Origin of the sequence: Paenibacillus sp. J53TS2, assembly GCF_018403305.1 — a bacterium.
In the GTDB taxonomy this organism is placed as follows: Bacteria; Bacillota; Bacilli; order Paenibacillales; family Paenibacillaceae; genus Fontibacillus; species Fontibacillus rhizolycopersici.
This window is the reverse complement of the sequence record NZ_BOSK01000002.1, coordinates 457,242-480,682: the sequence shown is the minus strand read 5'-3', so window position 1 is coordinate 480,682 and position 23,441 is coordinate 457,242. Positions and strand designations below refer to the sequence as shown.

Here is a 23,441-nt window from a genome sequence, read left to right as displayed (position 1 = left end):
CGTATGGATTGAAGCCCAAAGGAGGAGAGATGGATGTCGGTAGGCATTCTAGCGCATTTGCTCGGGAAGCAGCCCTTTCGGGAACTGGCGGCGAAGGTAGCCGCATATGAGTTTCCGTATGTGCAGTTGGCTTTGTCCAAGGCCATTTCGGATGTGGATTGCTCGTTGGGAAAAATAAGCCCGGGATTGGCCTCCGAGATCGGTGGCGCTTTTGCGGATCGGGGCGTCCGGATTGCCGTACTCGGCTGCTACGCCAGCCTGATCGATTTGGATGACGAGAGTTACCGGCACAACGTGGACCGGTTTAAAGAGCATTTGCGGCATGCGCGGCATTTCGGCGCGCCGATCGTGGCGACGGAGGTGGGCAAGCCGGCGGATCGAAGCCGCCTGCCGGAGTATGAGGAGCGCCTCATCCGCGCGTTGGAGGAGCTTGTAGAAGAAGCGGAGCGCTGGGGCGTGACCATTGGTCTCGAAGCCGCCCAAGGTCATTTCATCGATTCGCCGGAGACGATGGCGCAAACCCTGGAACGCTTCCCGTCCTCCTGCGTTGGCGTAGTAATCGATCCTTGCAACTTGATGAATGCCGATAACTTTACCCGCCAGGATGAAGTCATTCAAACGGCCTTCGACCTGCTGGGCCCCCGCATCGTGAGCGCCCACGCCAAGGATTTGCAGCGCAGCCCGAACGGCTTGCTGATCGAAACCGCCGCCGGGCTTGGGGAGTTGAATTACCCGCTGTTTTGGAAGCTGCTGGAGCAACACAAACCGCGTGGATTCGTAACATTGGAAGGCGTGACAGAAGAGCAGTGCGCCGAGGCAGCAAGATTCGTACACGAAGGGAGAGCGCAAGGATGAGGCATACGAAAGAGAGTTTATTCAAGCAACTGGAGGCGTTAGGCCTGGACGGTACGGGAACGGTGCTGGTCCATTCCTCCATGAAAAGCTTAGGCGAAGTGGAGGGCGGAGCGGATACCGTGTTGGATGCTTTTTCGGCGTATATGGAGCAAGGGTTGCTCGTGTTGCCTACCCATACCTGGTCGTACATCAATCACGATCAGCCTCGGTTCGAGGTCGAAAATTCACCGGTGTGTGTGGGCATTCTACCGGAACTCTTCCGTAAAAGGCCGGGGGTCATTCGCTCGTGGCATCCTACTCATTCGGTCGCCGCGTTGGGGCGGGAGGCCGAGGCGTTTACGGCGGAGGATCATCTGTTCGATACGCCTTGTGCCCGAGGTTCCTCGTGGGGGAAGCTGTTGGACCGCAAAGCGACGATTCTGCTGGTGGGGGTTGATTTGAAACGGAATACCTTCATTCATGGCGTCGAGGAATGGGCGGATATCCCGGGTAGAATGACGGACGACCACGAGATGTTATACACGATTACACCGGATGGCACGGAGATTCCGGTCCCTTCCCGCAGGCATTGCGGGTTGCCTTGGTCGGAACATTTTTGGAAAGTCGAAGAAGTCCTTGAGGTTCGCGGCGCGATGCGTAAGGGCAAACTGGGGGATGCGGTTGTTCGAGTTTGCGATGCGGCCGCCGTGGCGGAAGTGATCACGGAAATGTTAAGGGAGGAGCCGGATTTGTTCTCCGATAACGAGCCGTTGAAGAACCCGGAGCGCTGGATGGGAACATCGCATATTGAATAGCAGGAGGAGAATCAGATGAAAACGATCACCGTACAGAAGCTGGTGGACACGTTCCGTTTGGAAGTGCTGGCAGGGGAGGAGCACCTGGGTCGCGAGATCGATCGTCCCCGGGCGCATCGGCCGGGGCTGGAGTTCGTGGGATATTTCGATTTTTTTCCAATGAACCGAGTGCAGGTGCTGGGACGTAAGGAGATCAATTATTTGCTGACTTTAAGCGTGGAGGAACGCAAGCTGCATATCGGGAATATCGTCAAATATCACCCTCCGTGCTTCATTGTGACGTCCGGGCAACAAGAGATTCCTTATTTGGAGCTGTACTGCGAGGAGGAGGGCATTCCGCTGTTGCGTACCGAGGAAACGGCGACGGAGTTTATCGCCAAGCTGGACGGTTACCTGGTCAAGGCATTGGCTCCGGAAATTTCAATCCACGGAGTGTGCGTGAACGTATCGGGCATCGGCATCCTGCTTCGCGGCAAGTCCGGGATCGGCAAAAGCGAAACGGCGCATACGCTGATCCGCAGGGGGCACCGTTTTGTCGCGGACGATATCGTGGTGTTGAAGAAATTGAGCCCCACCACGCTGCTCGGAACCCATAACGAGACAACCCGCGAATTCCTGGCATTACGCAGCATCGGGCTGATTAACGTGGTCCGCCAATACGGACGCCGGGCTTTTCAGGATGAGACGCGGATCGTCTTGGATATCGAGCTGGTGCCGTGGCAGGAAAATGCCCTCAACAACGAACTGGAGACGGTGCCGCAGTTCACGGAATATCTAGGCGTCCAGATTCCGCATATCGAAATCCAGCTCCAACCCGGCCGGGACGTCGCCGGCCTGATCGAGGCCGCGGCGAACAACTGGTACTTGAAGCAACTAGGTTACAGCGCGGTAGATGAGTTTATGAAGCGGATTGAGGGGGAGATGGGGTCGTAGGGACGGGGGAGCGCCTATGTCTTCATCGACGAGTACTCTTTCTTCCACTTGCGGATTTTGCTGCGGAAGGATTTGAAAGGCGCTACGGTATTGATGTGGACCCATTTCCAAATCGGCCAGTTGGATGGGGTTGAAGCGGCCCACCTTCTGCCTCCCGGCGCAAATAATTCTTCATCGCTGAAGCTCTCAAGCCAGGGCGTCAGCTCATCGACAGCCGCTATAAACAACGCTTTGAGTTGGGATAAGGATTGGTCCCGATACGGGTCATAGAAGCTTTGATATAAACCACCTAATTGATTCCACTTAAATCCGGGCGCGGGAGTAACGACTTCTTTGCCTTCCAGTTCGTTGCGATCCCACCCGCGAATGAGATTGATCCAGCCCAGCTGATAGGCAATCATCTCCTGTGGCGTACGGTCCACTTCCTCCAACCGCAAGGCTTTATCCGTTTCGGGGATTCCTTCGAATTCCGCGATAAAAAGCTGAGCGGTTTTTTGGATTTCAGAGATTAAGGCTTGTTTACTGGCGTATGCTGGCATGGGTAGGTTCCTCCATGTGCGATTTTTATACCTATTATAACTCTCAGCGATCAGTTAAGTTTCACTATTTACAAACCAACGGTCGGTATTTATAATGAAATTACATAAAATTTGAAGTATGATCTGGAGGGTTGGTTTTGAAACAGGAGGAGCGCAGACAACGAACGTTAAGACAGCTGATCGATGCAACGAAAGCGTTGATTCAGGAGAAGGGATGCCATTCGATTACGATGCAGGACATCATGGGCAGATCCGGCCTGTCTAAAGGCGCGATTTTCCACTACGTCAACAGTAAGGATGAACTCTTTGTGATGCTTCTGCAAGGAGGGCTTGAAGAAACCAACAGACGCTTCATGAATGAGATCGAGGAAGGTCGACGGAACTTTGATGATCCGATGCAGAAAATCAAGGACAGCATTGTCGAATACGAAAATCCGCAGAACGTGACCAACAAAGTGCTCGTGTACTTGTTCGGCAAAGAGGAGGATCCGGCGGTTGCGGAGGCCTTGAAGCAGTATTACGAACGAACCGTATTTCTATCGCAGCTCTGGATTGAAACAGGTCAGCAGCACGGCGTCATTCCCAAAACGGTTGAGGCGGACAAAACGGCGGAATGGTTCACCTTGGTGACACTCGGCTTCCGAATTCGCGCAAGAATTCCGAATGTGCAGGCGATAGTTAAAGCGCAGGACTTAACCGCGCTAATGACGGACATTTTGAACCCCGGCAAAAAACGGGAAGAGAAAGGATGAGCGGGCGTGGGAATTTGGTTAACCTTGCATGTTCTTGGTGTCTTACTGATGGTTGGGAATATCGTAACGGCGGCATTTTGGAAAATACGGGCCGACCGGACTCGAAATCCACTAATCATGCACGATGCAGCTAAGAATGTAATGATTGCGGACTATATTTTTACGATTCCCGGGCTTGCCCTGATCGTCCTTTCCGGCGGCATGATGACGGGGAGTTTGGGCTACTCTTTGGCGGGTCTCAATTGGCTGACCTTCTCCTTAGGCTTGTTTGCCGTGACCGGACTGATCTGGCTGCTTATCCTCATTCCCATGCAGCGCAAAATGATCCGCCTGAGCGCCGATGGCATTGAGAGTGGCACCGTCACAGCGGAATATCATAAGGCCTCTCGAAATTGGGCGGTGTATGGCACGATGGCTACCTTGCTGCCGCTCGGGATTCTTTTTCTCATGATCACCAAAGGTTTCTAATGCCATGGGATTCGCTTAATCTGAAAATAACGGAGGTCTGCTCATGGAACCCCTGATTACCCTTATCGTTGTTACGCTGGTGATCCTTGCCTTGGGAGCTGCGGGAGTCAAACGACTGCGAACTTGGCCGATTGCCCTCCGGGGCGGGGTTGCAGCGATGTTTGTGTTGACCGGTACGGTGCATTTCGTTTGGATGCGGGAGGAGCTTATAAGCATGGTGCCGCCCATTTTGCCTTACCCTGGATTTATTGTCACGCTCACCGGTGTTTTGGAGTTGGCGGGAGCTATTGGCTTACTGTGGCGCCCGACGATCATCTGGGCGGCGGGAGGGCTCTCGCTTCTCCTCCTCTGCATGTTTCCGGCAAATGTAAATTATGCCCTTTCCGGCATGGCGACTGCCGCGCATGATGCGGTGCTTCCCCGTACGTTGATGCAAATCGTCTTTCTGTCAGCGACTCTGGCCATTATGGTTTATTACTTGCAGCATCGAACCCCGAACTCGTAAGACGGATTTAGGCGGGATTTGACGAATCTTCCATTTCGTAATAACTTGGGAGTAGGAAGAATGTACCAAGGGCCAAAGCATGGCCACACCAAGAGACGACAAGAGGCGGGCCCCGAATCATCAAGGGGGAGGACCGCCTCTTTTTTGCGCCGTTTACGCGCGGCTCAAACGCTATTACACCAAGGATAGGAGTACAAACATGAATGAAGAGCTGATCCAAATGCTGCTCGCTTTTCGGGAGGAGCGGAACTGGGGACAATTCCATAATCCGAAGGATTTGGCGATCTCGTTAAGCCTGGAGGCGTCCGAATTGCTGGAGAATTTTCAATGGAAATCGTCCGAAGAGGCGGTATCGCAGAAGAGACAAGACATCGCCGACGAACTGGCCGACGTGCTGATTTACTCCGTGTATCTGTCCGATGCGCTGGACCTCAACATCGAGGAGATCATTCGCGACAAAATGCGGCGGAACGGCGCCAAGTATCCGGTGGACAAGTCTTTTGGCAAGATGACGAAATATAACGAGCTATAGGAGTTATGTACAGCTAATGAATATGGGTGCGAGTTTGAGAAACCGAGCATGATTGGTAAAGACATTGCATGTCCGTGATGCTGGAGTTGTTGGGAAATTTAATGATTGCGAAACACGAGGAGGTGGTCGGTTGGGACTTCGAGGATGTAATGTTGGAGTCCAACCGATTGGATTATAACTGCAGGGTCGCCGCTTAATGAAGCGGGTTTGGAGTGCTATTTTTTAAAAAGATTAATTAAAGGCCTCATTTCGTTCTTCTAAACTATTGAGAACAACATTAGCTATTGTTGATTTATCTAAACCTGCTCCAGGTAATTTCCGAGATGATAGATAGCCCTCAACATAGTCGACTAAGTTTTTAGTTGTCGTGGACCGTGTTTAGTGGTTGGTTGGCTTTAGTGGCGTTTGGGAACAGTCCGATCGTGCAGACCTTGATTCATGGGTTGGGGGGCTGAGCGAAGGCGGGAACCGGCATCTTTTATTCTCTGGGCAGGGCCTAGGACAGAAATAAGGAGCCGGACGGCCATCCGACTCCCCGCACAACATTTTGGGTGGGAAACCTCAAAGTGCTTGGATCAATAACCCGCACCCCTGGCGCTAACCTGGACGGGTTATTTTCTTTTATGTGAAGCATCAGCTACTCCAGCGTAAAATCAAGCTTCATCTGAATTTCCAATCCGCGTTTGAAATACAGCGTATATTCCCCAGGCCCCCACTCCAAATTTTTGAGTCGCATTTCAAAGACAGCCAAGTCAGCCGTTTCTCTTTCTTTTTGAACTTGAAGAACTTCGCTGTCCCCGCGTTTGGTTACATATAACTGAGCCTGACGAAGGCTCTCCTTCTTGTCCGGGTAAATGGCCATGGCGATGAGAACGGCATTGTTTTTAAAATGATCCGAATGATCATTCATCCTGGCGAACTCCTGATTTGGAACGTGTCCAAGTTGAAGATCATATTTCGTGTTTCTGCCGAGTTGAGGGTACAGGTACAGGAAAAGAATAATAGCACTGACGCCTAACACCATCGTTAATAGAATCAATCTCCGCTTCAAATGTCGTCCTCCTTTCCCTAATTCGCTACGGCTTCCTGGCTAAATACAAATCGAGGGTATCGTGTAATTCAACCTTTCCGCCGTAATGGTTGATGGCCTCAATCATCTCTTGCTCTATACGCACGCGGAGCTCCTCCGGGAAAGCCCGATGGTCCGAATACGTATTTAGGAGGGCCACATAGCTTGGCGCATCAAAAGTTCGGGTCTGATGATAGATTTTGAAATTCACGTCGGCGAAACCATATTGTTCGAGGGTATGAACCATTTCTAAGCTTTTCTGTTCGGTATGCGGCGCAGGTTCTTTCGAGGAGGGCGCGTATTTCGCGTAGATGTGCTGCATGGCTTCATGCAGGTCGTCTTTCCGGGCCGGGAACGGACGATTCCAGAATAACGCAAGCACGCCTCCGCTTCGCAAGAGCTGATACGCTTTGGGATATCCGATTTCTTGCGGGATCCAGTGGAACGCCGTGGCGGAGTAGATTAAATCGTATTGCTTAGGCTCCAACCTGACGCTTTCAAAATCACTCTGAATCACGCAGAAATGGGGAAACCCCGAAAACTTCTCCGCAGAAAAGTTGGCCAAATTTTCTCCGAGTTCGATGGCGGTAATCTCGCAGCCGGCGTTCAAGAAAGGAAGGGTGGCTTGGCCCGTTCCGATGCCGACTTCAAGGGCCCTCTTACCCTGGTTGAGGTCTGAATACCGAATCACATCCTGAAAAAGCTCCTCCACATACGTGGGGCGCATCTTCTCATAGTTTTCGACGTCCTCATTAAACTTCAGACGCAAATCCATGAATAACTTCCCCCTTCACACCTCGTGATTCAATCCAATTTGGAAGAATGATACTCGACCCATTTCTCAATTTCGCTCTTTAAGAAAATATAACTCCGGTTGGGGAGCTCCATGCGAGGCAAAAACGAGTAGGTATCATAAACGTTCCCATTGAAATTTCCCCGCTTCTTCCGGTCCAATTCCAGAATGTCTTGCAACTCACTCCTGGTGATTCCTAGGTAATCGGCTAATTCGCTTTCCGTCAATATCGACTTATCTTCGCTGACTTTCTGTTCCTGTATAGCCGGATCGGGCTTATCTTCTCCTCGCTCGGCCAGCAGATAACATCCACCTAGAAACGCAGCAGATAGAATCAAGCTGCAAATGATATTGCTGTATTTATGCATCCAATCGCCCCCCCTTTTTTGTATGTTCGTCTATAGAATTCTGCTTATCAGAATAATTACAGCAATGACCCCGGCTAAAATCAGCAGATTTGTGGTTTGTCTCCAAAACCCGGGGACACCGGTGGAGTGTAGTTTATGTTTATTCGTATCAAAGTTAGCTTTAGCGCCGTGCGGATCAGCCGGATGGGAAAAGGGTTTTCCATGATCATCAATTCATGAATAGATCCTCCTTTCGTCATTGAAGTGATTATACCAATGATTTACTTTCTCGACATCGTTATAAGCTATACTATATTCAAACAAAGGGGAAATGAGGTGCCGGATGAACGAGGAACGGAAAGACGAGGTCGGGCGGAGGTTTCTGTTAACGCCGGAGATTTCGCGGGAAGAGCTCGGCGGGCTGGAGATTCAGGAGCTGATATTTCTGGTGCATGCCGCCAAGCGATTCAAGGCGGAAGAGGCTTTCCCGGATGTGTATTTGGACGAACGGATCAAGGCCTTTACGGGCGTACTCTACGAAAAAGTGAAGCAGGCCGAAACGCTGGTTCTCGCTTGTGATCAGGCAACCGGATATCCTTACTTGGACGGGGAAGACCGGGTGTGGATGTTCTCGCAGGAGGCGTATGCCGCGAACGCGGAGGATTATTTCCGTCAGCAGCACTTGATGCTGGAGATGAAACCGATCAGCGGGGAGGATGTGCTGAGGACGTTCGGGCAGCTTCATCTTCTGGGATTGCCGAAAATCCTTGTGGACAACGGTCAGTATCACATCGAATTGAACCGGGATGAGATCGTGCCGCCGCCGGATTGGACGGGGACACCGGAGATCAGCATTCCCGTGACCAATCCGGGGCTGCAGCGGGCGATGATCCGTTTCTTCCAGACGCTGCATGCGCCGACGGGTGACCCGGAGGCACGCGGGCGGGAGCTGAACGCGCTGGAGGCGGAAATGCTTGATGAGCTTTTGCAGGCGAAGTATTTGCTGCCCATGCAATTGAAGGAGTCCGATCCTTCGCCCGCGGATGAGCAAGGCATGAAGACGTTGAAGCAAGGGGCCATCCTTCAATTCGGCGTGCTAAGCGCGGAGGACGGTTCGGCTTGGCTGCCGGCGTTTACCGATTGGCCGGAATTCGAGAAAGTTTACGACAAAACGGTCTGGAGCAGCAACATCGCGGCTTACGACGACCTGCTGGCGGTGTCCGAAAATATGGATGGCATCGTCCTCAATAGCCGGGGCATTTCGCTGCGAATCGACGCGAACAACCGGGAGCGGATCGAGGCTTTCCGTCAGGAACGAGGCATACAGTAGCAGAAGTCCGCGCAGCCAGCAGTTGCCTATCTTTTTGCATAAATCGCCGGTCTTTGGCACAACCTTCCTGGATGAAGTGATTCGTTCAGAGGAGGCGATCCACCCGATGATGTGGTTATTTGTTCTGATTTGTCTCGTCGTGCTCCTAGCCGTTGGATTGAATTTGTTCCAGAAGCTGTACCCGCCGTTTGGCGGTAAGCCGTCACCTGCAGACCTGAAGCGCTATCGGCAATCTCCAAACTATAAAGGAACGAAATTCGAATATCCCCTGGAGACGAAAATGTTCAAGCCTTCGCCGGGCAGCATGATTACGGCGCTGCGCGAGTATGTGCAGCGGAGACCCCAACTGAAACCGGATCGGCCGTTGCCACAGGTCAAGTTGGATCGGCAGACGTTCGAGGAGCTGCAGGAGGATACGGTTGTCTGGTTCGGCCATTCCGCTCTTTTCCTACAATTTGGGGGAGTACGGTTCCTGCTGGATCCGATGCTTGGGCCCGCCACGTCGCCGCTCGGCGGTGGCAAAAGATTCAATCGCGAGCTGCCCATCGACTCGCTGGATGAGCTTCCGCCGATCGATGTTGTTCTTCTGTCCCATGATCATTACGATCATCTGGATTACGGCACGATCCTGCAGTTGAAGGACCGGGTAGGTCGCTTCATCGGGCCGCTCGGCATCCGTTGCCATCTGGAACGGTGGGGCGTGGCCCCCGGACAAATCGAGGAATACGACTGGTGGGAAGAGTTGGAGCTCCAGGGCGTCCGGCTGGCGTGCACGCCGGCCCGGCATTTTTCAGGGCGGAGGCTGTTCAAACAAGGCGGCGGCGGCCTATGGTGCTCCTGGGTGATTGTCACGCCGAAGAGGAGGGTCTATTTTAGCGGGGATAGCGGATATGGACCCCATTTCAAGGAAATCGGCGGAAAATACGGCCCGTTTGACCTCACCCTCATGGAATGCGGCCAGTACGATGACCGGTGGTGGGATATCCACATGCGGCCGGAGCAAACGGCGCGAGCTCATCTCGATGTGAGAGGGAATGTGTTGCTTCCGATTCATTGGGGGGCTTTTTCGCTGGCGATGCACAGCTGGTACGATCCGGTCCGTCAGCTGTCCATGGAGGCCAAGCAGCGGGGCATTCCGCTAACCACGCCAAAGCTCGGGGAACCCGTTCGGATCGGGGCATCGGAAGAATATCCGACGGAAGCTTGGTGGAAAACACTAGAATCAGCGCGTAAAGTGGGTGGGTTTCGCGGAGCGCGTCCATCCAGTACAATGAAGTAATTACGTCCTGCAGGGAGATCCGGCCGGGACGACAACCCTAAGGAAGGAGAAGCCGATGAGCCAATCACACGAGAATCCGAATACCGGTTGGAATTTCGATAATACGTATGCCCGCTTGCCGGAGTTCTTCTTCACGAAGCAAGAGGCCAAGACGGTCCGTTCGCCCGAGCTGGTTGTGCTGAACGACTCGCTCGCGGCGGAACTCGGCTTGAACCCTGCCGCGCTGCGAAGCGAAGCCAACGTTGCCGTCTTCGCCGGCAACCGGCTGCCGCCGGGGGCGGAGCCGCTGGCCCAGGCTTATGCGGGCCACCAGTTCGGGTATTTCACGATGTTGGGGGACGGCCGGGCCCTGCTGCTCGGCGAGCAGATCGCGCCTCGCGGCGATCGCTTCGACATCCAGCTCAAGGGCTCCGGCCGGACGCCGTATTCGCGCGGCGGCGACGGGCGCGCCGCGCTGGGTCCCATGCTGCGGGAGTACATCATCAGCGAGGCGATGCACGCGCTGGGCATTCCGACGACCCGCAGCTTGGCGGTGGTGACCACCGGGGAGACGGTGGTCCGGGAACAGGGCTTACGCGGGGCGATTCTCACCCGCGTTGCGGCCAGCCACGTGCGCGTCGGCACGTTCCAGTACGCCGCGCAATTCGGCGAGTCGGCGGACGTCCGCACGCTCGCCGACTACGTGATCCAGCGCCATTACCCGCAGCTGGCCGAGCTCGCCGACATCGGCGAGTCCGGGCGCTACTTGGCGCTGTTAAGGGAGGCAACTCAGCGCCAAGCCGCGCTGATCGCCCAGTGGCAGCTCGTCGGGTTCATCCACGGCGTGATGAATACCGACAACATGGCCCTTAGCGGCGAGACGATCGACTATGGGCCCTGTGCCTTTATGGACGCGTACGACCCCGCGACCGTATTTAGTTCCATCGACCGTCAGGGCCGATATGCCTACGGCAATCAGCCAAACATCGCGGTATGGAACCTGTCGAGACTCGCCGAGAGCCTGCTGCCGCTGCTGCATGAGGAGGAAGATCAGGCCGTCAAGCTCGCCGAAGAGGCGCTCCATGGCTTTGGCTGGCAATTTGAAGCGGCCTGGCTGCAAGGCATGCGGTCGAAGCTGGGCTTGTTCTCCGAACAGGAGGAGGATGCCGCCCTCGTCAAAGACCTGCTCGACCTGATGCACCAGCATCGCGCCGATTTCACCAATACGTTCCTCGCCTTGACCTTTGATCGGCTAGAGGAACTGCCGATGGCCGGTACCCCCGAGTGGTCGGGGTGGCTTACGCGTTGGCAGGCGCGGCTCGCCGGACAGGCCGAATCGCAAGAAGCGGCCCGGGAACTCATGCGCCGCAGCAATCCGGCGGTCATCCCGCGCAACCACCGGGTGGAGGAAGCTTTAGAAGCCGCCGTGGAGCGGGACGATTATGGCGTGATGCAGCGCCTGCTTGAGGCGCTGGCGCAGCCCTTTGCGCATACGCCGCAGCAGGCGGAATACGCGGAGCTGCCGAAGGCCTGCGACCGGCCGTACCGCACGTTTTGCGGAACCTGAATCCAACCCCAAAGCTGTCTCTCTCAGGTCACGGTAAGACCTGCGGAGACAGCTTTTTTACGTTCCGCCCACGAACTGCCGCGCATCGTCTACCTCCAACAACCGAACATTGCGCTTCAATAATGCTTTATCACTGACGATCCAGGTATGGTCTTTGGAGTTGCGTTGACGGATGGCAAGGAAATGCCGTGGGCTGCCGGCATAGATCTTGAAGCCTTTCGCCCGGCAGGACGCGCAGAATCGAACGCATTCCCCGCGACTTCGGTCGGGAAAACGAACCTGTTTGAACACCCGACGTCGAACCAGCAGGGTAGCACCCTGGACTAAAGGGACGTAACGACCGGCCATCGCAGGGTAGCGGAACAGCAGGCGCGGTTCGCCGCTCAGTTGCATGTAATGGGCTCTTTTTCCGACAATGTCGGCTTTGGTCTGGCGAAGAATGCGTACGCTGTCCGTCAGATAACGGGGTGCGTAATAATCGTCATCATCGAACTTGGCAATCAACGGGTGCTTGGCGAGCTTGACCCCTAAGTTCAGGCAAGCCCCTAAGGAGACGGAATCCGGCACGCTGACGATTCTGACGTTCGGAAACCGACGGGCTGCCAGCTCGTACTCGCTGATTCGCAGGCTGGGGTGATTCAAGATCACGATCAGCTCTTTGTGCGGATGCTCCTGCCGGGCATAGTTTCGGAACAACGTGTCCATACAGTTTCGCCGTTTGGTACAGGTAATGATCGAAACTCCGGTTTTCATTACAGAACACCCTTTGGTTTTTGATGTACAAATTTCTTGTAATTCCGGACGTTCGGAATCTTTCGGTGGTGGGAGATCAACTCTTGCTCACTGATGACCCAGGTATGCCCTTGGGAGTTTTTGCGGCGGATCGCCACGAAATTGCTTTTCTCACCGGAATACACTTTGAATCCCTTCTTCTTACAGTGGAGGCAAAACACATCGTCTTCCCCCACATTCAGCTTAGGAAATGGAACCCGATCTATGACCGCCTTCCGAAATACTAACGTTGCGCCGGGCAACCGAGAAGTAATCCGGTTCTCGTCATGGGGAAAACGCAGGATCAGCGTCTTTGAGCCGTTTAAGTACATGTAATGCGCTCGTTTACCAATGACGTCTGCTTGGCTTCTGTGCATGACCTGCAGGCTGGCCGTAAGATAATAGGGGGCATAGTAGTCGTCGTCATCGAACTTGGCAATGTAAGCATATTTCACTTTTATAGCGGCGAAGTTGATGCAGGCGCCGAGGGACCAAGATTCAGGAGCGCGAAAGACGCGAATGTTCTTCGATTTTTTCGCCATGCGCAAATAAGGCTCCAGCGGGATGTTGTCTTTGTTGATGACAATAATCAGTTCTTTCACGGGGTAGAGCTGTCGGTTGAAGTTATGAAACATATTCTTGAGATAGCTTCGGCGATTGGTGCAGGTGATCACGGAAACTCCATGTTGTTGTTTCATTTTGGGGATTCCTCGGCCGGTCTCCATATCATCGCTCCTCTGGCTCGTGGTCTTGCCAACCCATGGTTCTCCCTTCCACAATATGTCTCATAGCAACAAGGGTAACGGCTTACCCGCAAAATGGGGAAGTACCTTTTCTCCATTTGGCAACACGCCCCGCGATGCAGTATACTCTCCTTGAATCGATCCATGATCAACTCTTTACGTAAGAAAAGGCGGTATTATACATGTATATAGCTTTAGGTATCGTGTTGGTTCTCCTGATTGGCATCATGTTGTTTCTAAGGCTGTATCCGGCCTTCGGCGGGAAGGCCTCCCCCGCCAAGCGGGCGCGTTATGCGCAATCTCCTCAATGGCAGGGCAAGAAGTTCGCCTACACCGAGCCCACTTCTTCCTTCGAGCCTTCCTCGGGCAACATGGTTTCACTGTTGCGGGATTACTTGCGCGGGAACCCGCGGGTGAGACCGGACCGGATCCTGCCGGTCGTGAAGCTGGGGCGCAACGCGCTGGAGGGCCGGGATCGCGACCGGGTCGTTTGGCTGGGCCATTCGGCGCTGCTGCTGCAGCTCGGGGGCAAGCGCCTCCTGCTTGATCCGATGCTGGGCCCGTCGCCAACACCGGTCCCGCCCTTCGGCGGCAAGCGGTATAACCGGCAGTTGCCGTTCGATCTGGAAGACCTGCCGGAGGTCGATGCGGTGATCTTGTCCCATGACCATTACGATCATTTGGATTACGGCACGATCCGGAAATTGAAAGACCGAGTGGGACGGTTCATCGTCCCGCTGGGTGTCGGCAGCCACCTGGAACTGTGGGGCGTTGCGCCGGAGCGGATCAGCGAGCATGATTGGTGGGAGGAGCTCGACTGGAACGGCTTGCGGCTGGCTTGCACTCCGGCCCGTCATTTCTCAGGCCGGGGGCTTGCGAACCGGGACAGTACCTTGTGGTGCTCCTGGGTGATCGCGTCGCCGGAGCGGAAGGTTTTCTTCAGCGGGGACAGCGGGTATGGTCCGCATTTCAAGCAAATTGGCGACAAGTATGGACCGTTTGATCTGGCCTTGATGGAATGTGGCCAATACGATCCGCGCTGGAGCGACATCCATATGCTGCCGGAACAGACGGTTCAGGCCCACGCGGATGTACGGGGCGGGGTGCTCCTACCGATCCATTGGGGGGCATTCACCTTGTCGCTGCATGATTGGAATGACCCGGTCCGCCGGGCAACCGCGGAAGCCGAACGCCGGAACGTGCCCGTCGCCACGCCGAAAATCGGCGAGCCGGTGGATATCGGAGACCCGGCCTACCCCAAGGAGGCTTGGTGGGCCTAAACGGCAGCCTGCCAGCAAACAAACAATTAGCGGCTTCGCCCGAGAAGGGTTTGCGCCTTGGGGGGGCCGTTTTTTATTTTCATAAAGGTTGTAACGAAATCACGATCTGCGAGTCTTATGTTGGGTAAGGTGGTGAACGCTTGGACGAACTTGAACAAATTTATGATGTTTATTTTCGGGACGTGTATCGGTTTGCCTTGTCGTTAAGCCGAAATGAGCAGGTGGCGGAGGAGATTACGCAAGAGACGTTCTTCAAAGCGCTTCAGCAGCTGGATCGGTTCCAGGGCACTAGCAAAATAAGCGTTTGGTTATGTCAAATTGCCAAGAACACGTATTTCACTTATCTGGACAAGCAGAGAAGGTTGGACCCGGAAGGGAGCTTGGAGCGTGCCGACGGCCGGATCAGCTTCGAGCAACGGTTCGTTGACAAGACGGAAGCCCTGCACCTGCATAAGTTGTTGCATGGCCTGGACGAACCCTATAAGGAAGTGTTTATGTTAAGGGTCTTCGGGGAATTGTCGTTTGATCAAATTGCCCAAATCTTCGGAAGAACCGAAAGCTGGGCCCGGGTGATCTTTCACCGCGCCAAGTACAAAATCAGAGGATTGTGGAAGGAGGAACAAGGATGAGTCGGATCTCGTGCGAGGTCATTCAGGATTTACTGCCGCTCTATTACGATAAGGTGTGCAGCTCGGCTTCCCGGGCTTTGGTGGAAGAACATCTCACTACGTGTGCTGAATGCAGGGAGCTGCTGGATCAAATGAGCGGGGACATCGCGTTGCCCCTCCCGGAAAGCGGTCCGGGAACGAGCTTGAATGCTCGGCAGTTGGAGGAGAACGGGTTAAGACGGATCCAGGCCTCCTGGAAACGTTCCAAGACATTTGCCTTCGTCAGAGGATTTCTGCTGGCTGCGGCGGCCTGCGCCATTCTCTATTTGGGGTATTTAGGTCTAACGGAGTGGAACATCACGCGGGTCCCTTCGAAAGTCATTCGGATCACGGAGGTGAGCCAACTGCACAACGGAAGAATTGCTTACCACGTTAAAATGACGGACGGTTACGCCGTTAACCAGGTCAAAGGGGTATGGGATGACGACCGGTTATACTTGGTTCCGGTTCGTCCGTTGATCAAAACGCGGAAATTCGCCGACATATCCCTTGCGAACACGTACGATACCCTCAATCTTGAACAAATCCGCGCCAACCGGAAAGCGATGGGCAAGTCACCCGATGTCCGGGCGATTTATTATGGTTCACCGGAAGAGCCGATTCTGCTCTGGGAACAAGGAATCGAGCTGCCTCCGGCAAGTGCCGCGCTTGAAGCACAGTTCCAGTTTAACTAAGGGGCGACACCGTCAGCCCCTCATCCCTTTCCATACTCCCGGAACGTCTGCTTCATGATTTTCTCCTCCAACCGAATGCGGTTAAACAAGGTGATCAGATGCAGTATGAACAACGGCGTAAACACGATCCAGGCCTGGGAAATGATCGCGAAGCTAAGCACCTCCGGGATAATGTTCAAATAATAGTTCGGGTGCTTGATGCGCTTGAACAGCGGGGTTTCCACGAGCTGGTGGCCTTTGGCAATATAGATTTTGAAGGTCCAAAAGCGACCGAGCGTACGGATGACATACACAAGCACCGCCATGGCGAATACATATACGGCCAGGCCGATATAGGTGTGCGTGCCGATAGGTACTTCCTCGATGAAGGCATAACCCATCGTGCCGAGGTAAATCAGAAACTGCACGACGATGAGCGCACGGCTGTTGGTCTTGCCGTATTCGAGGCCCCCGTGTGCTTTGATTCGAGCTTCGTTGCGCCCTGAGATGATGGCCGAAGGGATGCGCAGCAAAGTAAGTACAATCAGAATCATGCCGGTCACCATATCTGTTCCTCCTTAGGTCGTGCGAATGAGAGACGCTTATCCACTATACTGCCTGAATGTTAGGGTTATGTTAAAAAGGCGCTTCAGGCGTCGGCCAGGACTTCATCATCCTACATGAAATCAAAGAAATAACGCGTCACGTGAAAAAAGATCGGCGAGGTATACGTCAGACTGTCGACCAGGCTCAGGTAGCTCTTCTTCAAGGCCTGCGCTTTGTCGTCGTCGCCGATGAGCAAATCCCGTTTCAGGACGGAGACGGTGGTGCTGCCGATAAAGCCGCCCAGCCCGATTAGCATGCCTGCGAACAAGCCAAACTTGGAACCCAGCGGCGTCAGGATCGGGGCCAAGAGGGAAGCGGCGATGGACGTCACCGCAAACGAGCAAACAAAGCCCTCCCAGGTTACGTACGGATTCGCCGTTGGCACGACCTTGCGCTTGCCGAGATACGAGGAAGCCGCATAATGGGCGATATCGTTTAACTGGGTTAGGACAACCAGGAAGAGCACCAGTCCCGCACCATATTGCGGCGTGGCGAACGGGAAATACGCGAGATGGCTCAGACCGAACACCATCAGCATCAGTCCCCACTGGACCCGGCTGACGCTGCGCAAGAATCCGGCCGTTCCTTTGTTAATCATGCGGGGGAGCGGCAGGAATAGGAACACGTACACCGGGATAAAAACGATAAACATGCCGTACCACTCGATCAGGATCCAGTAAAACTGCGCGGGAATCGCCAGATACGCCCATAAGAACAGCCGACGCTCGGATTTACGCGAACGGATCATGGAGAAGTATTCTTTTAACGCGAAAAAAGACAGCAGCATCACCGCCAGCAGCGAAACGACCGGATTAAACAAGGTCGCGAGGCAGAGGATCAGCCACATGCCCCACCAGGTGCGCAGGCGTTGCCGAAAGGCCGGGAACCCCTCGCCGGGATGCTTCCGGTCCTGTATAAAGCAGATGGAATGAATGACCGCCAAGACCACAAAGATCACGATCATCGTCCATTGCAGAGGGTTTAACATGCTAAATCCCAACTTCCTTAGGAGGTAGATTCCACCAAAGGAATCATATGTTATTATGGAGGAATAGTCTACAAATAGTCTACCGTAGATAAGGGGAATTAAAGTCGATGGCCGCGGATCGCTCGGTGTTTATTTTGCTAACGAATACGGGTACGCTCTTCACCAAAATGATCAAGGGATACACAAGAGCGCCCTATAATCATGCTTCGATCTCGTTTAACCGCGAGCTGTCGGAGCTGTATAGCTTTGGGCGGAAACACCCGAACAACCCGCTGAACGGCGGATTTGTGAAAGAGGATATCAAGACCGGTACATTCAGCAAATATCCGAACACAACCTGTGTCATCTACGAATTGAAGGTCACCCCGCGCGAGGTGGAGAAAATGGAGCGCGTGCTCCAGCTGTTTATCCGCAAGCGGCAAAAGTTCTTATACAACATCCTAGGTATCATTGGGATCGCCTTGAAGGAGCCGATCGAGTTCAGCAACTCGTATTTCTGCTCGCAATTCGTTGCGGAAATTCTGGAGCGGTCGGGGATCAAGCTATGGAACAAGCTTTCTGCGTTGGTGACGCCGGATGATTTTCGGCAGTGCGACCGGCTGCAGCTTATTTATGAAGGAAAGCTAAGCGAATACGAGCCGTAGAATAGAGAAAATTTCTTCCGTCCCCTTCCTCTCCCCGTAGGGTTGTGGTACCCTGATATCAACTTATTAAAGTTGTTTAAAAAGTGGAAGGAGGTGCCCCATGAACGAGCTGCCGGCTACACCTAAAGAGATGAAGCAGGTAATTCGCAGCGGCATCCGTTCCACCTTGCTGGCCATGGGCAGCGCGACGAAGGCGGAGCTAAGCGGGAAATTGGGCGTCAGCTTTCCGACGGTCAGCAAGTTTCTGGCCGAATTGAAGGAGGCCGGGGAGATTACGGCCATCGGGATGGACGATTCCAGCGGCGGCAGGCGGGCGGAGCGGTATGTGTACAATCCGGATGTCATGCTGGGGCTTGCTGTATTTCTCGAGCGAACGGAAACGAATTACGTCATCTATAATTGCTCCGGCGAAGTGAAGGAAGAGGGCCACGCCCCCAGCATGCTGGGAGATGCAGGCGACAGTCTGGCCGAGCTGATTGAGGAGCAAATGAGCCGATTTCCAAAGATTCGTTCGCTGGCAATCGGCGTTCCGGGGGCGGTCAATCAAGGGCGGATCATTCATATCCCGGCCTACGGTGCGCTCCAAAATTTCGATTTGAAGGGCGCTCTGGAGAAGCGGTTTGGACTTCCCGCTATCGTGGAGAACGACATGAACGCCGCGGTGCTGGGGTATTACCATCATCTCGATACGAGCGATAATCCCTCACTGGTCTATCTCTATTTCGGTCAGAATGGACCGGGGTCAGGGATCTTGATCAACGGCGATGTCGTTCGAGGCAGCACGTTCTTCACAGGAGAAGTTTCTTACGTTCCTCAATATGAGGAAAAGAATTTCGGCCAGGCCTTACAGGCGCGGCCCCATCTTGGGCCCGGCCAGGCCAGAATAGGCACCGCAGGAGTGGATGCGGTCAGCCGTCTGGTCGCGACCTGTACCGCATTGATCAACCCGCATACCATAGTGTTTTGCCATGATGAAGTTAGCGTGTTCTTGCTGAACGAAATCAAGGCAAGGAGTGCGCGGTACGTTCCAGCCGAGCATCTGCCTCGGCTAATGATGAGCGATTGGCGGCGGGATTATTTGAATGGACTGCAGCATCTAGGACGACAATTGATGATTTCGACAAGCGGATAGGAGAAGGAGATTGAAACATGGCGACATTCTTTTTGTTGATTATCTATTTGGCATTCATCAGCTTGGGGCTGCCCGACTCGCTGCTGGGCTCAGCCTGGCCGATTATTCGGGGCGACCTGGGTGCGCCGCTGGGTACCGCCGGCGTATTGTTCATGATCGTAGCCGCGGGCACGATCGTGTCGAGCTTGGCCAGCGGCTCAGTCCTGCGCCGGTTTGGTACGGGAAAGGTGACGCTCGCCAGCTGTATCATGACCGCTGTGGCTTTGCTAGGCTATTCGTTAGCCCCATCGGTGTTCTGGCTGGGCGTCTGTGCCATTCCGCTGGGTTTGGGCGCCGGGTCGGTTGACGCTGGCCTTAACAATTACGTAGCGGCCCACTACAAAGCGCATCACATGAGCTGGCTGCACTGCTTCTGGGGCGTCGGCGCGACGCTGGGGCCCGTGATCATGGCTGGATTCATCTCCGGCGACGGTCATTGGCGAAACGGTTATTTGACGGTAGCGATCATTCAATTTGCCCTGGTTGTCATTTTATTCTTCACGCTGCCGCTTTGGGACCGGGTTGCTCAGTCCGCCGGCGATTCCAGGAAGGAAGAGCTTGGCGAACGGGAAGCGGAGCCGTCGGATGCGGGCCGAGTCAAACCGCTGCGGATCCCTGGCGTCAAGCTGGCGCTGGTTTCCTTTCTGTTCTATTGCGGGGTGGAGGCGACAGTGGGCCTTTGGGGCAGCAGCTACCTCGTCGGCGTCAAGAATATCGGGGCCGCAACGGCCGCGAGCTGGGTATCGATGTATTACGCCGGGATCACGGTTGGTCGGTTCATCGCAGGGTTCGTCACGTTCAAAGTGAGCAATCGCGTCATGATCCGCACGGGACAAATCACAGCCTTGTTTGGCGCGGTGCTGCTAATCCTGCCTTTACCCGCGATCCTGTCGCTGATCGGTTTCCTGATCATCGGCCTGGGCTTGGCCCCGATTTACCCATGCATGCTGCACGAAACGCCGGTACGCTTCGGCAAGCAGCAATCCCAGACGATTATGGGGGTTCAGATGGCGGTCGCCTACACCGGCAGCACCTTTATGCCGCCCCTGCTCGGGTTCCTGGCTTCGCACTCAACGATCGGGGTTTTCCCGATATACATCGTGTTGTCGGCCGCCGCAATGTGGTTGTTCTCCGAACGGTTAAACGTCTTTCTGAAAGCGAGAAGCCGCGCAGCGCAAGGCAGCGTGATTTCTTCGCGATAATAATACCGGAACTTGGAATACGAAGGAGCTTTGTCAAAGGGGGAAGCCCCCCTCTGGAAGGCTCCTTTTTCATGCAAATCACCCATGATTTGAATGATCCGCTTCTCAACCGGAATACTAACTTCATCATGAATGAGGTGCGTAAAGATGAAGTTTCCGATGCGGTATAAATCGAATAACAAGGCGGTTCCGAGAACGAAATCGGCAACCCCGAACCGGAACGATCAGGCGGGCGAAGTCGCCGCCCATCTCTCGAGTAACGAACGGGTGCTGAAACAAGTCTGCTCCAATAGCTCCGATATCCTCTTTCGTACGGTCACCCTTCCGGGTCAAACCCGCCTTCTATTGGTGTATGTCGATGGGCTTGTCAACACGAATATGCTAGATCAAGTCGTGCTGCAGCCGATGATGTTCGAGGGTTTACCTGGCGATGCGGAGAACGGCGGGTCCGGATCGCTAAGTGACTTGTTGACCAAACGGCTTGTTGCCGTTGCCCAGGTCAAGCCGGTCCAGCAGATCGGTGTCATCGTGGAAAGCATTCTGAAAGGCGACCTCGCCATGTTGATCGATGGGGAGAACCAGGCGTTGCTGGTTGGGTTACAGGGCTTTGAGAAGCGTGCCATCGAAGAACCGAGCGCCGAGTTGTCCGTTCGCGGACCGAGGGACGGATTCACGGAAGCCTTGCGAACGAATACCAGTCTGATCCGCAGACGGATTCGCAGCGAGAAGCTGAAAATGGAGTCGCTCACCCTCGGCCAGTACTCGAAGACCGATATCGTCATTGCTTATCTAGAGGGAGTTGCATCGGAGTCGGTATTGAAGGAAGTCCGCCAGCGGCTTCACCGCATCGAGATTGACGGGGTGTTGGAATCGGGGTATATCGAAGAATTCATTGAAGACGTACCCTTGTCTCCTTTTCCCCAAATCCAAAATACCGAGCGGCCCGATATCGTCTGTTCCAGCTTACTGGAGGGGAAGATCGCCATTTTCGTCGACAACACGCCGTTTGTCCTGATTGCCCCCATGACCTTTTGGTCCGGACTGCAGGCCGTGGAGGACTATTATGAGCGTTCCATTTATACGTCGTTTATTCGGCTCATTCGGTTCGGCCTGTTGAACATTTCCTTGCTGCTTCCGTCGTTGTTCGTCTCATTGACTACCTTTCATCAACAACTGGTTCCGACGAGTTTATTGATTAGTGTCGCTGCCGCCAGGGAGGGGGTTCCGCTGCCGACAGTTATTGAGACGTTATTGATGGAGTTCATGTTTGAGGGCCTGCGGGAAGCGGGCATACGCCTACCGAAGCCGATCGGTTCGGCGGTCAGCATCGTAGGTGCGCTCGTGATTGGACAAGCGGCCGTTCAAGCCGGCATCGTATCCGCTTCCGTCGTGATTATCGTCGCCACGACGGGCATCGCGTCCTTTGCGATTCCGCGATACAATCTCGGGACGGCAGTCCGGTTGCTGCGTTTTCCCATGTTAATTTTAGCCGGCGTCCTGGGTTTGTACGGGGTTATCGCGGGCCTCTTTCTCATCGTTATCCATCTCCTGGGCCTTCGATCGTTTGGAATTCCGTATATGACACCGATCTCACCGCAATTCCCTGAGAACATGAAGGATGTATGGATACGCGCGCCAAGGTGGAGCATGCATCAACGGCCCTTGCTCTCCACTGGGGGAAATAAACAACGCGTGCCGAAAGGCCAACGGCCGAGTCCGAAACGGGGGAGGACAGAGCCATGAACCGAATGCGGAAAGCCGGAGTCTTCGCTTTAGCCATGCTGACGCTGTTGTTGACGGCGGGGTGTTGGGATAGCTCGGAGGTGAATGATCTCGCCTTGGAGTTGGCCTGGGGAATCGATTCGGCTAAGGACAAGGGAGTCATGATCAGCGCTCAGGTGATCGCCCCTTTTCGGATTGGCAGCGCGCAGAAAAGCAGCGGCGGGGGAGGCGGTGGCCAGGATAAGCCATATTTCGTTGTGACCGGCACCGGGAAAGACACATTGGATGCGGTACAGCAAATGCAAACCAAGCTGTCCCGTCAAGTGTACCGCGCGCACCGACGCGTGATCGTGATTGGCGAGGCGCAGGCCAGAAAGGGGCTCAAAGAGGTGCTTGATACGTATAGCCGCGACCCGAATCTCAAGCTGCGCAGCGATATTTTTATCGTAAGGGGAGGGACAGCCGAGGAGTTTCTGAATGTGGCCTACCCGCTGGAGGACATCCCAGGTATGGGAGCTTTAAAGGAATACAGCCAAATTGGTACGCTAAAGGAAATGGGTCTGATCAACCTGATGATCTCTTCGATTAGTGACGGAAATTGTCCGGCATTGCCGGCCATAGCGATAGGTTTTGATACGCCGGGGCAAGAGAGTGCGCAACAGGGGGGGAGCTCGGGCGAGAAGGGCTTTCATATTGCGGGAACGGGGATTTTCGACAATGATCTGAAGTTGCTGGGATTTATTGACGTGAACGAAGGCAAAGTGTTGCGATGGATAAAAGGAGAGCTCGGAAAGCTTATCGTTACGTCCCAGATCGCAGGGGATAACGGCAAGATCAGTATGGATCTGAACAAGTTGAACAGCAAAGTTCAACCGATATTCGAAGGCGACAACATCAAAATCCAGGTCACCTTGATCGGTCAAGGGATGATTCGGGAGAACAATACGGGCTTTGACCTCACGCAGCCGCATAATCTTAACCTTGTTCAGGAAGCGTTGGAGAAACAAGTCGAAACGAACGCTTATCAAACGATCACCAAGGTGCAGGATAAGTTTGGAACCGACGTTTTTGAATTTGGCGAAGTCATCCATCGCAAGTACCCGTCCCGTTGGAGATCCTTAAAGGACAACTGGAACCAGGAATTTCGGAAAGCCGAAATTTCTGTTAAAGCAAAGTTGACGATCCGGAAAATTGGCGTAACAGGACCCTCGCTGCACTTGAAGGAGCGAGAGATTAAGAAATGAAGGGGCT

At 54.2% G+C, this 23,441-nt stretch carries 26 protein-coding genes; 18 read left to right on the top strand and 8 right to left on the bottom strand.

The window, feature by feature from the left end:
- Nucleotides 1–33 precede the first annotated feature (33 nt).
- From KJS42_RS06795 to hprK, 3 genes are read left to right on the top strand one after another with little or no spacing between them, the layout of a single operon-like run.
- Entirely contained in the window at nucleotides 34–855 is an 822-nt protein-coding gene (locus tag KJS42_RS06795; RefSeq protein WP_213622394.1) for a sugar phosphate isomerase/epimerase family protein, read from the top strand.
- Nucleotides 852–1,649, top strand: a complete 798-nt coding sequence (locus tag KJS42_RS06790) for an AAC(3) family N-acetyltransferase (RefSeq protein ID WP_213622393.1) — start codon at nucleotides 852–854, stop codon at nucleotides 1,647–1,649. Before KJS42_RS06795 ends, KJS42_RS06790 begins: the two co-directional genes overlap by 4 nt.
- Before the next feature lie 15 nt (nucleotides 1,650–1,664).
- Nucleotides 1,665–2,582 carry an HPr(Ser) kinase/phosphatase gene (gene hprK / locus KJS42_RS06785; RefSeq protein ID WP_213622392.1) on the top strand — a complete coding sequence of 306 codons (918 nt, stop codon included), beginning with the start codon at nucleotides 1,665–1,667 and terminating at the stop codon, nucleotides 2,580–2,582.
- Between the two features lie 14 nt (nucleotides 2,583–2,596).
- Here hprK and KJS42_RS06780 read toward each other — a convergent pair whose 3' ends face one another.
- Nucleotides 2,597–3,121 (bottom strand): ClbS/DfsB family four-helix bundle protein, encoded by a 525-nt coding sequence (locus KJS42_RS06780; RefSeq protein ID WP_213622391.1) that lies wholly within the window; start codon nucleotides 3,119–3,121, stop codon nucleotides 2,597–2,599.
- Nucleotides 3,122–3,258: 137 nt separating this feature from the next.
- Here KJS42_RS06780 and KJS42_RS06775 point away from each other — a divergent pair, with 137 nt between their 5' ends.
- The 4 genes from KJS42_RS06775 to KJS42_RS06760 all read left to right on the top strand — a co-directional run bounded on the left by KJS42_RS06775 (nucleotide 3,259) and on the right by KJS42_RS06760 (nucleotide 5,378).
- Nucleotides 3,259–3,873, top strand: coding sequence for a TetR/AcrR family transcriptional regulator (locus KJS42_RS06775; RefSeq protein ID WP_213622390.1), 615 nt, complete (start codon nucleotides 3,259–3,261; stop codon nucleotides 3,871–3,873).
- Nucleotides 3,874–3,879: 6 nt separating this feature from the next.
- Nucleotides 3,880–4,341, top strand: a complete 462-nt coding sequence (locus tag KJS42_RS06770; protein WP_213622389.1) for a DUF2269 family protein — start codon at nucleotides 3,880–3,882, stop codon at nucleotides 4,339–4,341.
- Nucleotides 4,342–4,384: 43 nt separating this feature from the next.
- Nucleotides 4,385–4,846 (top strand): DoxX family protein, encoded by a 462-nt coding sequence (locus KJS42_RS06765; RefSeq protein WP_213622388.1) that lies wholly within the window; start codon nucleotides 4,385–4,387, stop codon nucleotides 4,844–4,846.
- Nucleotides 4,847–5,045: 199 nt separating this feature from the next.
- Nucleotides 5,046–5,378: a nucleotide pyrophosphohydrolase gene (locus KJS42_RS06760; RefSeq protein WP_213622387.1), complete on the top strand. Its 333-nt coding sequence runs from the start codon at nucleotides 5,046–5,048 to the stop codon at nucleotides 5,376–5,378.
- A gap of 637 nt (nucleotides 5,379–6,015) precedes the next feature.
- On the opposite strand, the gene KJS42_RS06755 is transcribed toward KJS42_RS06760, so the two are convergent.
- The 3 genes from KJS42_RS06755 to KJS42_RS06745 form a co-directional block, all read right to left on the bottom strand.
- Entirely contained in the window at nucleotides 6,016–6,288 is a 273-nt protein-coding gene (locus KJS42_RS06755; RefSeq protein ID WP_213622386.1) for a hypothetical protein, read from the bottom strand.
- A 166-nt stretch (nucleotides 6,289–6,454) separates the two neighbouring features.
- Entirely contained in the window at nucleotides 6,455–7,222 is a 768-nt protein-coding gene (locus KJS42_RS06750; protein ID WP_213622385.1) for a class I SAM-dependent methyltransferase, read from the bottom strand.
- Nucleotides 7,223–7,251: 29 nt separating this feature from the next.
- Entirely contained in the window at nucleotides 7,252–7,608 is a 357-nt protein-coding gene (locus KJS42_RS06745; RefSeq protein WP_213622384.1) for a hypothetical protein, read from the bottom strand.
- Nucleotides 7,609–7,930: 322 nt separating this feature from the next.
- Between KJS42_RS06745 and KJS42_RS06740 the strand changes: the two genes are divergently transcribed.
- From KJS42_RS06740 to KJS42_RS06730, 3 genes are all read left to right on the top strand, one after another.
- Nucleotides 7,931–8,917 carry an SseB family protein gene (locus KJS42_RS06740; protein ID WP_244868403.1) on the top strand — a complete coding sequence of 329 codons (987 nt, stop codon included), beginning with the start codon at nucleotides 7,931–7,933 and terminating at the stop codon, nucleotides 8,915–8,917.
- Nucleotides 8,918–9,023: 106 nt separating this feature from the next.
- Nucleotides 9,024–10,196: an MBL fold metallo-hydrolase gene (locus tag KJS42_RS06735; RefSeq protein ID WP_306433129.1), complete on the top strand. Its 1,173-nt coding sequence runs from the start codon at nucleotides 9,024–9,026 to the stop codon at nucleotides 10,194–10,196.
- A gap of 55 nt (nucleotides 10,197–10,251) precedes the next feature.
- Entirely contained in the window at nucleotides 10,252–11,742 is a 1,491-nt protein-coding gene (locus KJS42_RS06730; protein ID WP_213622382.1) for a protein adenylyltransferase SelO, read from the top strand.
- Nucleotides 11,743–11,799: 57 nt separating this feature from the next.
- Here the strand turns inward: KJS42_RS06730 and KJS42_RS06725 are convergent, their stop codons facing one another.
- A complete protein-coding gene (locus tag KJS42_RS06725) occupies nucleotides 11,800–12,495 on the bottom strand; it encodes a glycosyltransferase family 2 protein (RefSeq protein WP_213622381.1) in 696 nt (231 codons plus the stop codon).
- Complete coding sequence (locus KJS42_RS06720) at nucleotides 12,495–13,211, bottom strand: glycosyltransferase family 2 protein (RefSeq protein WP_244868402.1); 717 nt, start codon at nucleotides 13,209–13,211, stop codon at nucleotides 12,495–12,497. The genes KJS42_RS06725 and KJS42_RS06720 overlap by 1 nt, the downstream gene beginning before the upstream one ends.
- A 227-nt stretch (nucleotides 13,212–13,438) precedes the next feature.
- Between KJS42_RS06720 and KJS42_RS06715 the strand changes: the two genes are divergently transcribed.
- The 3 genes from KJS42_RS06715 (at nucleotide 13,439) to KJS42_RS06705 (ending at nucleotide 15,878) form a co-directional block, all read left to right on the top strand.
- The gene (locus tag KJS42_RS06715) at nucleotides 13,439–14,536 is read left to right on the top strand and encodes an MBL fold metallo-hydrolase (RefSeq protein ID WP_213622379.1); all 1,098 of its coding nucleotides are present in this window, start codon (nucleotides 13,439–13,441) and stop codon (nucleotides 14,534–14,536) included.
- A gap of 140 nt (nucleotides 14,537–14,676) precedes the next feature.
- Nucleotides 14,677–15,165 (top strand): RNA polymerase sigma factor, encoded by a 489-nt coding sequence (locus KJS42_RS06710; RefSeq protein WP_213622378.1) that lies wholly within the window; start codon nucleotides 14,677–14,679, stop codon nucleotides 15,163–15,165.
- On the top strand, nucleotides 15,162–15,878 hold the full coding sequence (locus KJS42_RS06705) for a zf-HC2 domain-containing protein (protein WP_213622377.1): 717 nt from the start codon (nucleotides 15,162–15,164) through the stop codon (nucleotides 15,876–15,878). The genes KJS42_RS06710 and KJS42_RS06705 overlap by 4 nt, the downstream gene beginning before the upstream one ends.
- A 20-nt stretch (nucleotides 15,879–15,898) precedes the next feature.
- Here the strand turns inward: KJS42_RS06705 and KJS42_RS06700 are convergent, their stop codons facing one another.
- Both KJS42_RS06700 and KJS42_RS06695 read right to left on the bottom strand, forming a co-directional pair.
- A complete protein-coding gene (locus tag KJS42_RS06700; RefSeq protein WP_155604711.1) occupies nucleotides 15,899–16,423 on the bottom strand; it encodes an isoprenylcysteine carboxylmethyltransferase family protein in 525 nt (174 codons plus the stop codon).
- Between the two features lie 110 nt (nucleotides 16,424–16,533).
- Nucleotides 16,534–17,451 (bottom strand): phosphatidate cytidylyltransferase, encoded by a 918-nt coding sequence (locus KJS42_RS06695; protein ID WP_155604712.1) that lies wholly within the window; start codon nucleotides 17,449–17,451, stop codon nucleotides 16,534–16,536.
- Nucleotides 17,452–17,558: 107 nt separating this feature from the next.
- On the opposite strand from KJS42_RS06695, the gene KJS42_RS06690 reads away from it, so the two are divergent.
- The 5 genes from KJS42_RS06690 to KJS42_RS06670 all read left to right on the top strand — a co-directional run bounded on the left by KJS42_RS06690 (nucleotide 17,559) and on the right by KJS42_RS06670 (nucleotide 23,434).
- Nucleotides 17,559–18,095 carry a hypothetical protein gene (locus tag KJS42_RS06690; protein ID WP_155604713.1) on the top strand — a complete coding sequence of 179 codons (537 nt, stop codon included), beginning with the start codon at nucleotides 17,559–17,561 and terminating at the stop codon, nucleotides 18,093–18,095.
- Nucleotides 18,096–18,195: 100 nt separating this feature from the next.
- Entirely contained in the window at nucleotides 18,196–19,227 is a 1,032-nt protein-coding gene (locus KJS42_RS06685) for an ROK family transcriptional regulator (protein ID WP_213622376.1), read from the top strand.
- Between the two features lie 17 nt (nucleotides 19,228–19,244).
- Nucleotides 19,245–20,468: an MFS transporter gene (locus KJS42_RS06680; RefSeq protein ID WP_213622375.1), complete on the top strand. Its 1,224-nt coding sequence runs from the start codon at nucleotides 19,245–19,247 to the stop codon at nucleotides 20,466–20,468.
- A gap of 159 nt (nucleotides 20,469–20,627) precedes the next feature.
- The gene (locus tag KJS42_RS06675) at nucleotides 20,628–22,211 is read left to right on the top strand and encodes a spore germination protein (protein WP_483311274.1); all 1,584 of its coding nucleotides are present in this window, start codon (nucleotides 20,628–20,630) and stop codon (nucleotides 22,209–22,211) included.
- Nucleotides 22,208–23,434, top strand: coding sequence for a Ger(x)C family spore germination protein (locus KJS42_RS06670; protein ID WP_239483794.1), 1,227 nt, complete (start codon nucleotides 22,208–22,210; stop codon nucleotides 23,432–23,434). The genes KJS42_RS06675 and KJS42_RS06670 overlap by 4 nt, the downstream gene beginning before the upstream one ends.
- Nucleotides 23,435–23,441: the final 7 nt, after the last annotated feature.

Bases quoted from the DNA above. Each gene is read 5' to 3' on its own strand.
- KJS42_RS06795 (WP_213622394.1), top strand. From the start codon at position 34: ATGTCGGTAGGCATTCTAGCGCATTTGCTCGGGAAGCAGCCCTTTCGG.
- KJS42_RS06790 (WP_213622393.1), top strand. From the start codon at position 852: ATGAGGCATACGAAAGAGAGTTTATTCAAGCAACTGGAGGCGTTAGGC.
- hprK (WP_213622392.1), top strand. From the start codon at position 1,665: ATGAAAACGATCACCGTACAGAAGCTGGTGGACACGTTCCGTTTGGAA.
- KJS42_RS06780 (WP_213622391.1), bottom strand. From the start codon at position 3,121: ATGCCAGCATACGCCAGTAAACAAGCCTTAATCTCTGAAATCCAAAAA.
- KJS42_RS06765 (WP_213622388.1), top strand. From the start codon at position 4,385: ATGGAACCCCTGATTACCCTTATCGTTGTTACGCTGGTGATCCTTGCC.
- KJS42_RS06760 (WP_213622387.1), top strand. From the start codon at position 5,046: ATGAATGAAGAGCTGATCCAAATGCTGCTCGCTTTTCGGGAGGAGCGG.
- KJS42_RS06755 (WP_213622386.1), bottom strand. From the start codon at position 6,288: ATGAATGATCATTCGGATCATTTTAAAAACAATGCCGTTCTCATCGCC.
- KJS42_RS06750 (WP_213622385.1), bottom strand. From the start codon at position 7,222: ATGGATTTGCGTCTGAAGTTTAATGAGGACGTCGAAAACTATGAGAAG.
- KJS42_RS06745 (WP_213622384.1), bottom strand. From the start codon at position 7,608: ATGCATAAATACAGCAATATCATTTGCAGCTTGATTCTATCTGCTGCG.
- KJS42_RS06740 (WP_244868403.1), top strand. From the start codon at position 7,931: ATGAACGAGGAACGGAAAGACGAGGTCGGGCGGAGGTTTCTGTTAACG.
- KJS42_RS06735 (WP_306433129.1), top strand. From the start codon at position 9,024: ATGATGTGGTTATTTGTTCTGATTTGTCTCGTCGTGCTCCTAGCCGTT.
- KJS42_RS06730 (WP_213622382.1), top strand. From the start codon at position 10,252: ATGAGCCAATCACACGAGAATCCGAATACCGGTTGGAATTTCGATAAT.
- KJS42_RS06725 (WP_213622381.1), bottom strand. From the start codon at position 12,495: ATGAAAACCGGAGTTTCGATCATTACCTGTACCAAACGGCGAAACTGT.
- KJS42_RS06720 (WP_244868402.1), bottom strand. From the start codon at position 13,211: ATGAAACAACAACATGGAGTTTCCGTGATCACCTGCACCAATCGCCGA.
- KJS42_RS06715 (WP_213622379.1), top strand. From the start codon at position 13,439: ATGTATATAGCTTTAGGTATCGTGTTGGTTCTCCTGATTGGCATCATG.
- KJS42_RS06705 (WP_213622377.1), top strand. From the start codon at position 15,162: ATGAGTCGGATCTCGTGCGAGGTCATTCAGGATTTACTGCCGCTCTAT.
- KJS42_RS06700 (WP_155604711.1), bottom strand. From the start codon at position 16,423: ATGGTGACCGGCATGATTCTGATTGTACTTACTTTGCTGCGCATCCCT.
- KJS42_RS06695 (WP_155604712.1), bottom strand. From the start codon at position 17,451: ATGTTAAACCCTCTGCAATGGACGATGATCGTGATCTTTGTGGTCTTG.
- KJS42_RS06690 (WP_155604713.1), top strand. From the start codon at position 17,559: ATGGCCGCGGATCGCTCGGTGTTTATTTTGCTAACGAATACGGGTACG.
- KJS42_RS06685 (WP_213622376.1), top strand. From the start codon at position 18,196: ATGAACGAGCTGCCGGCTACACCTAAAGAGATGAAGCAGGTAATTCGC.
- KJS42_RS06680 (WP_213622375.1), top strand. From the start codon at position 19,245: ATGGCGACATTCTTTTTGTTGATTATCTATTTGGCATTCATCAGCTTG.
- KJS42_RS06675 (WP_483311274.1), top strand. From the start codon at position 20,628: ATGCGGTATAAATCGAATAACAAGGCGGTTCCGAGAACGAAATCGGCA.
- KJS42_RS06670 (WP_239483794.1), top strand. From the start codon at position 22,208: ATGAACCGAATGCGGAAAGCCGGAGTCTTCGCTTTAGCCATGCTGACG.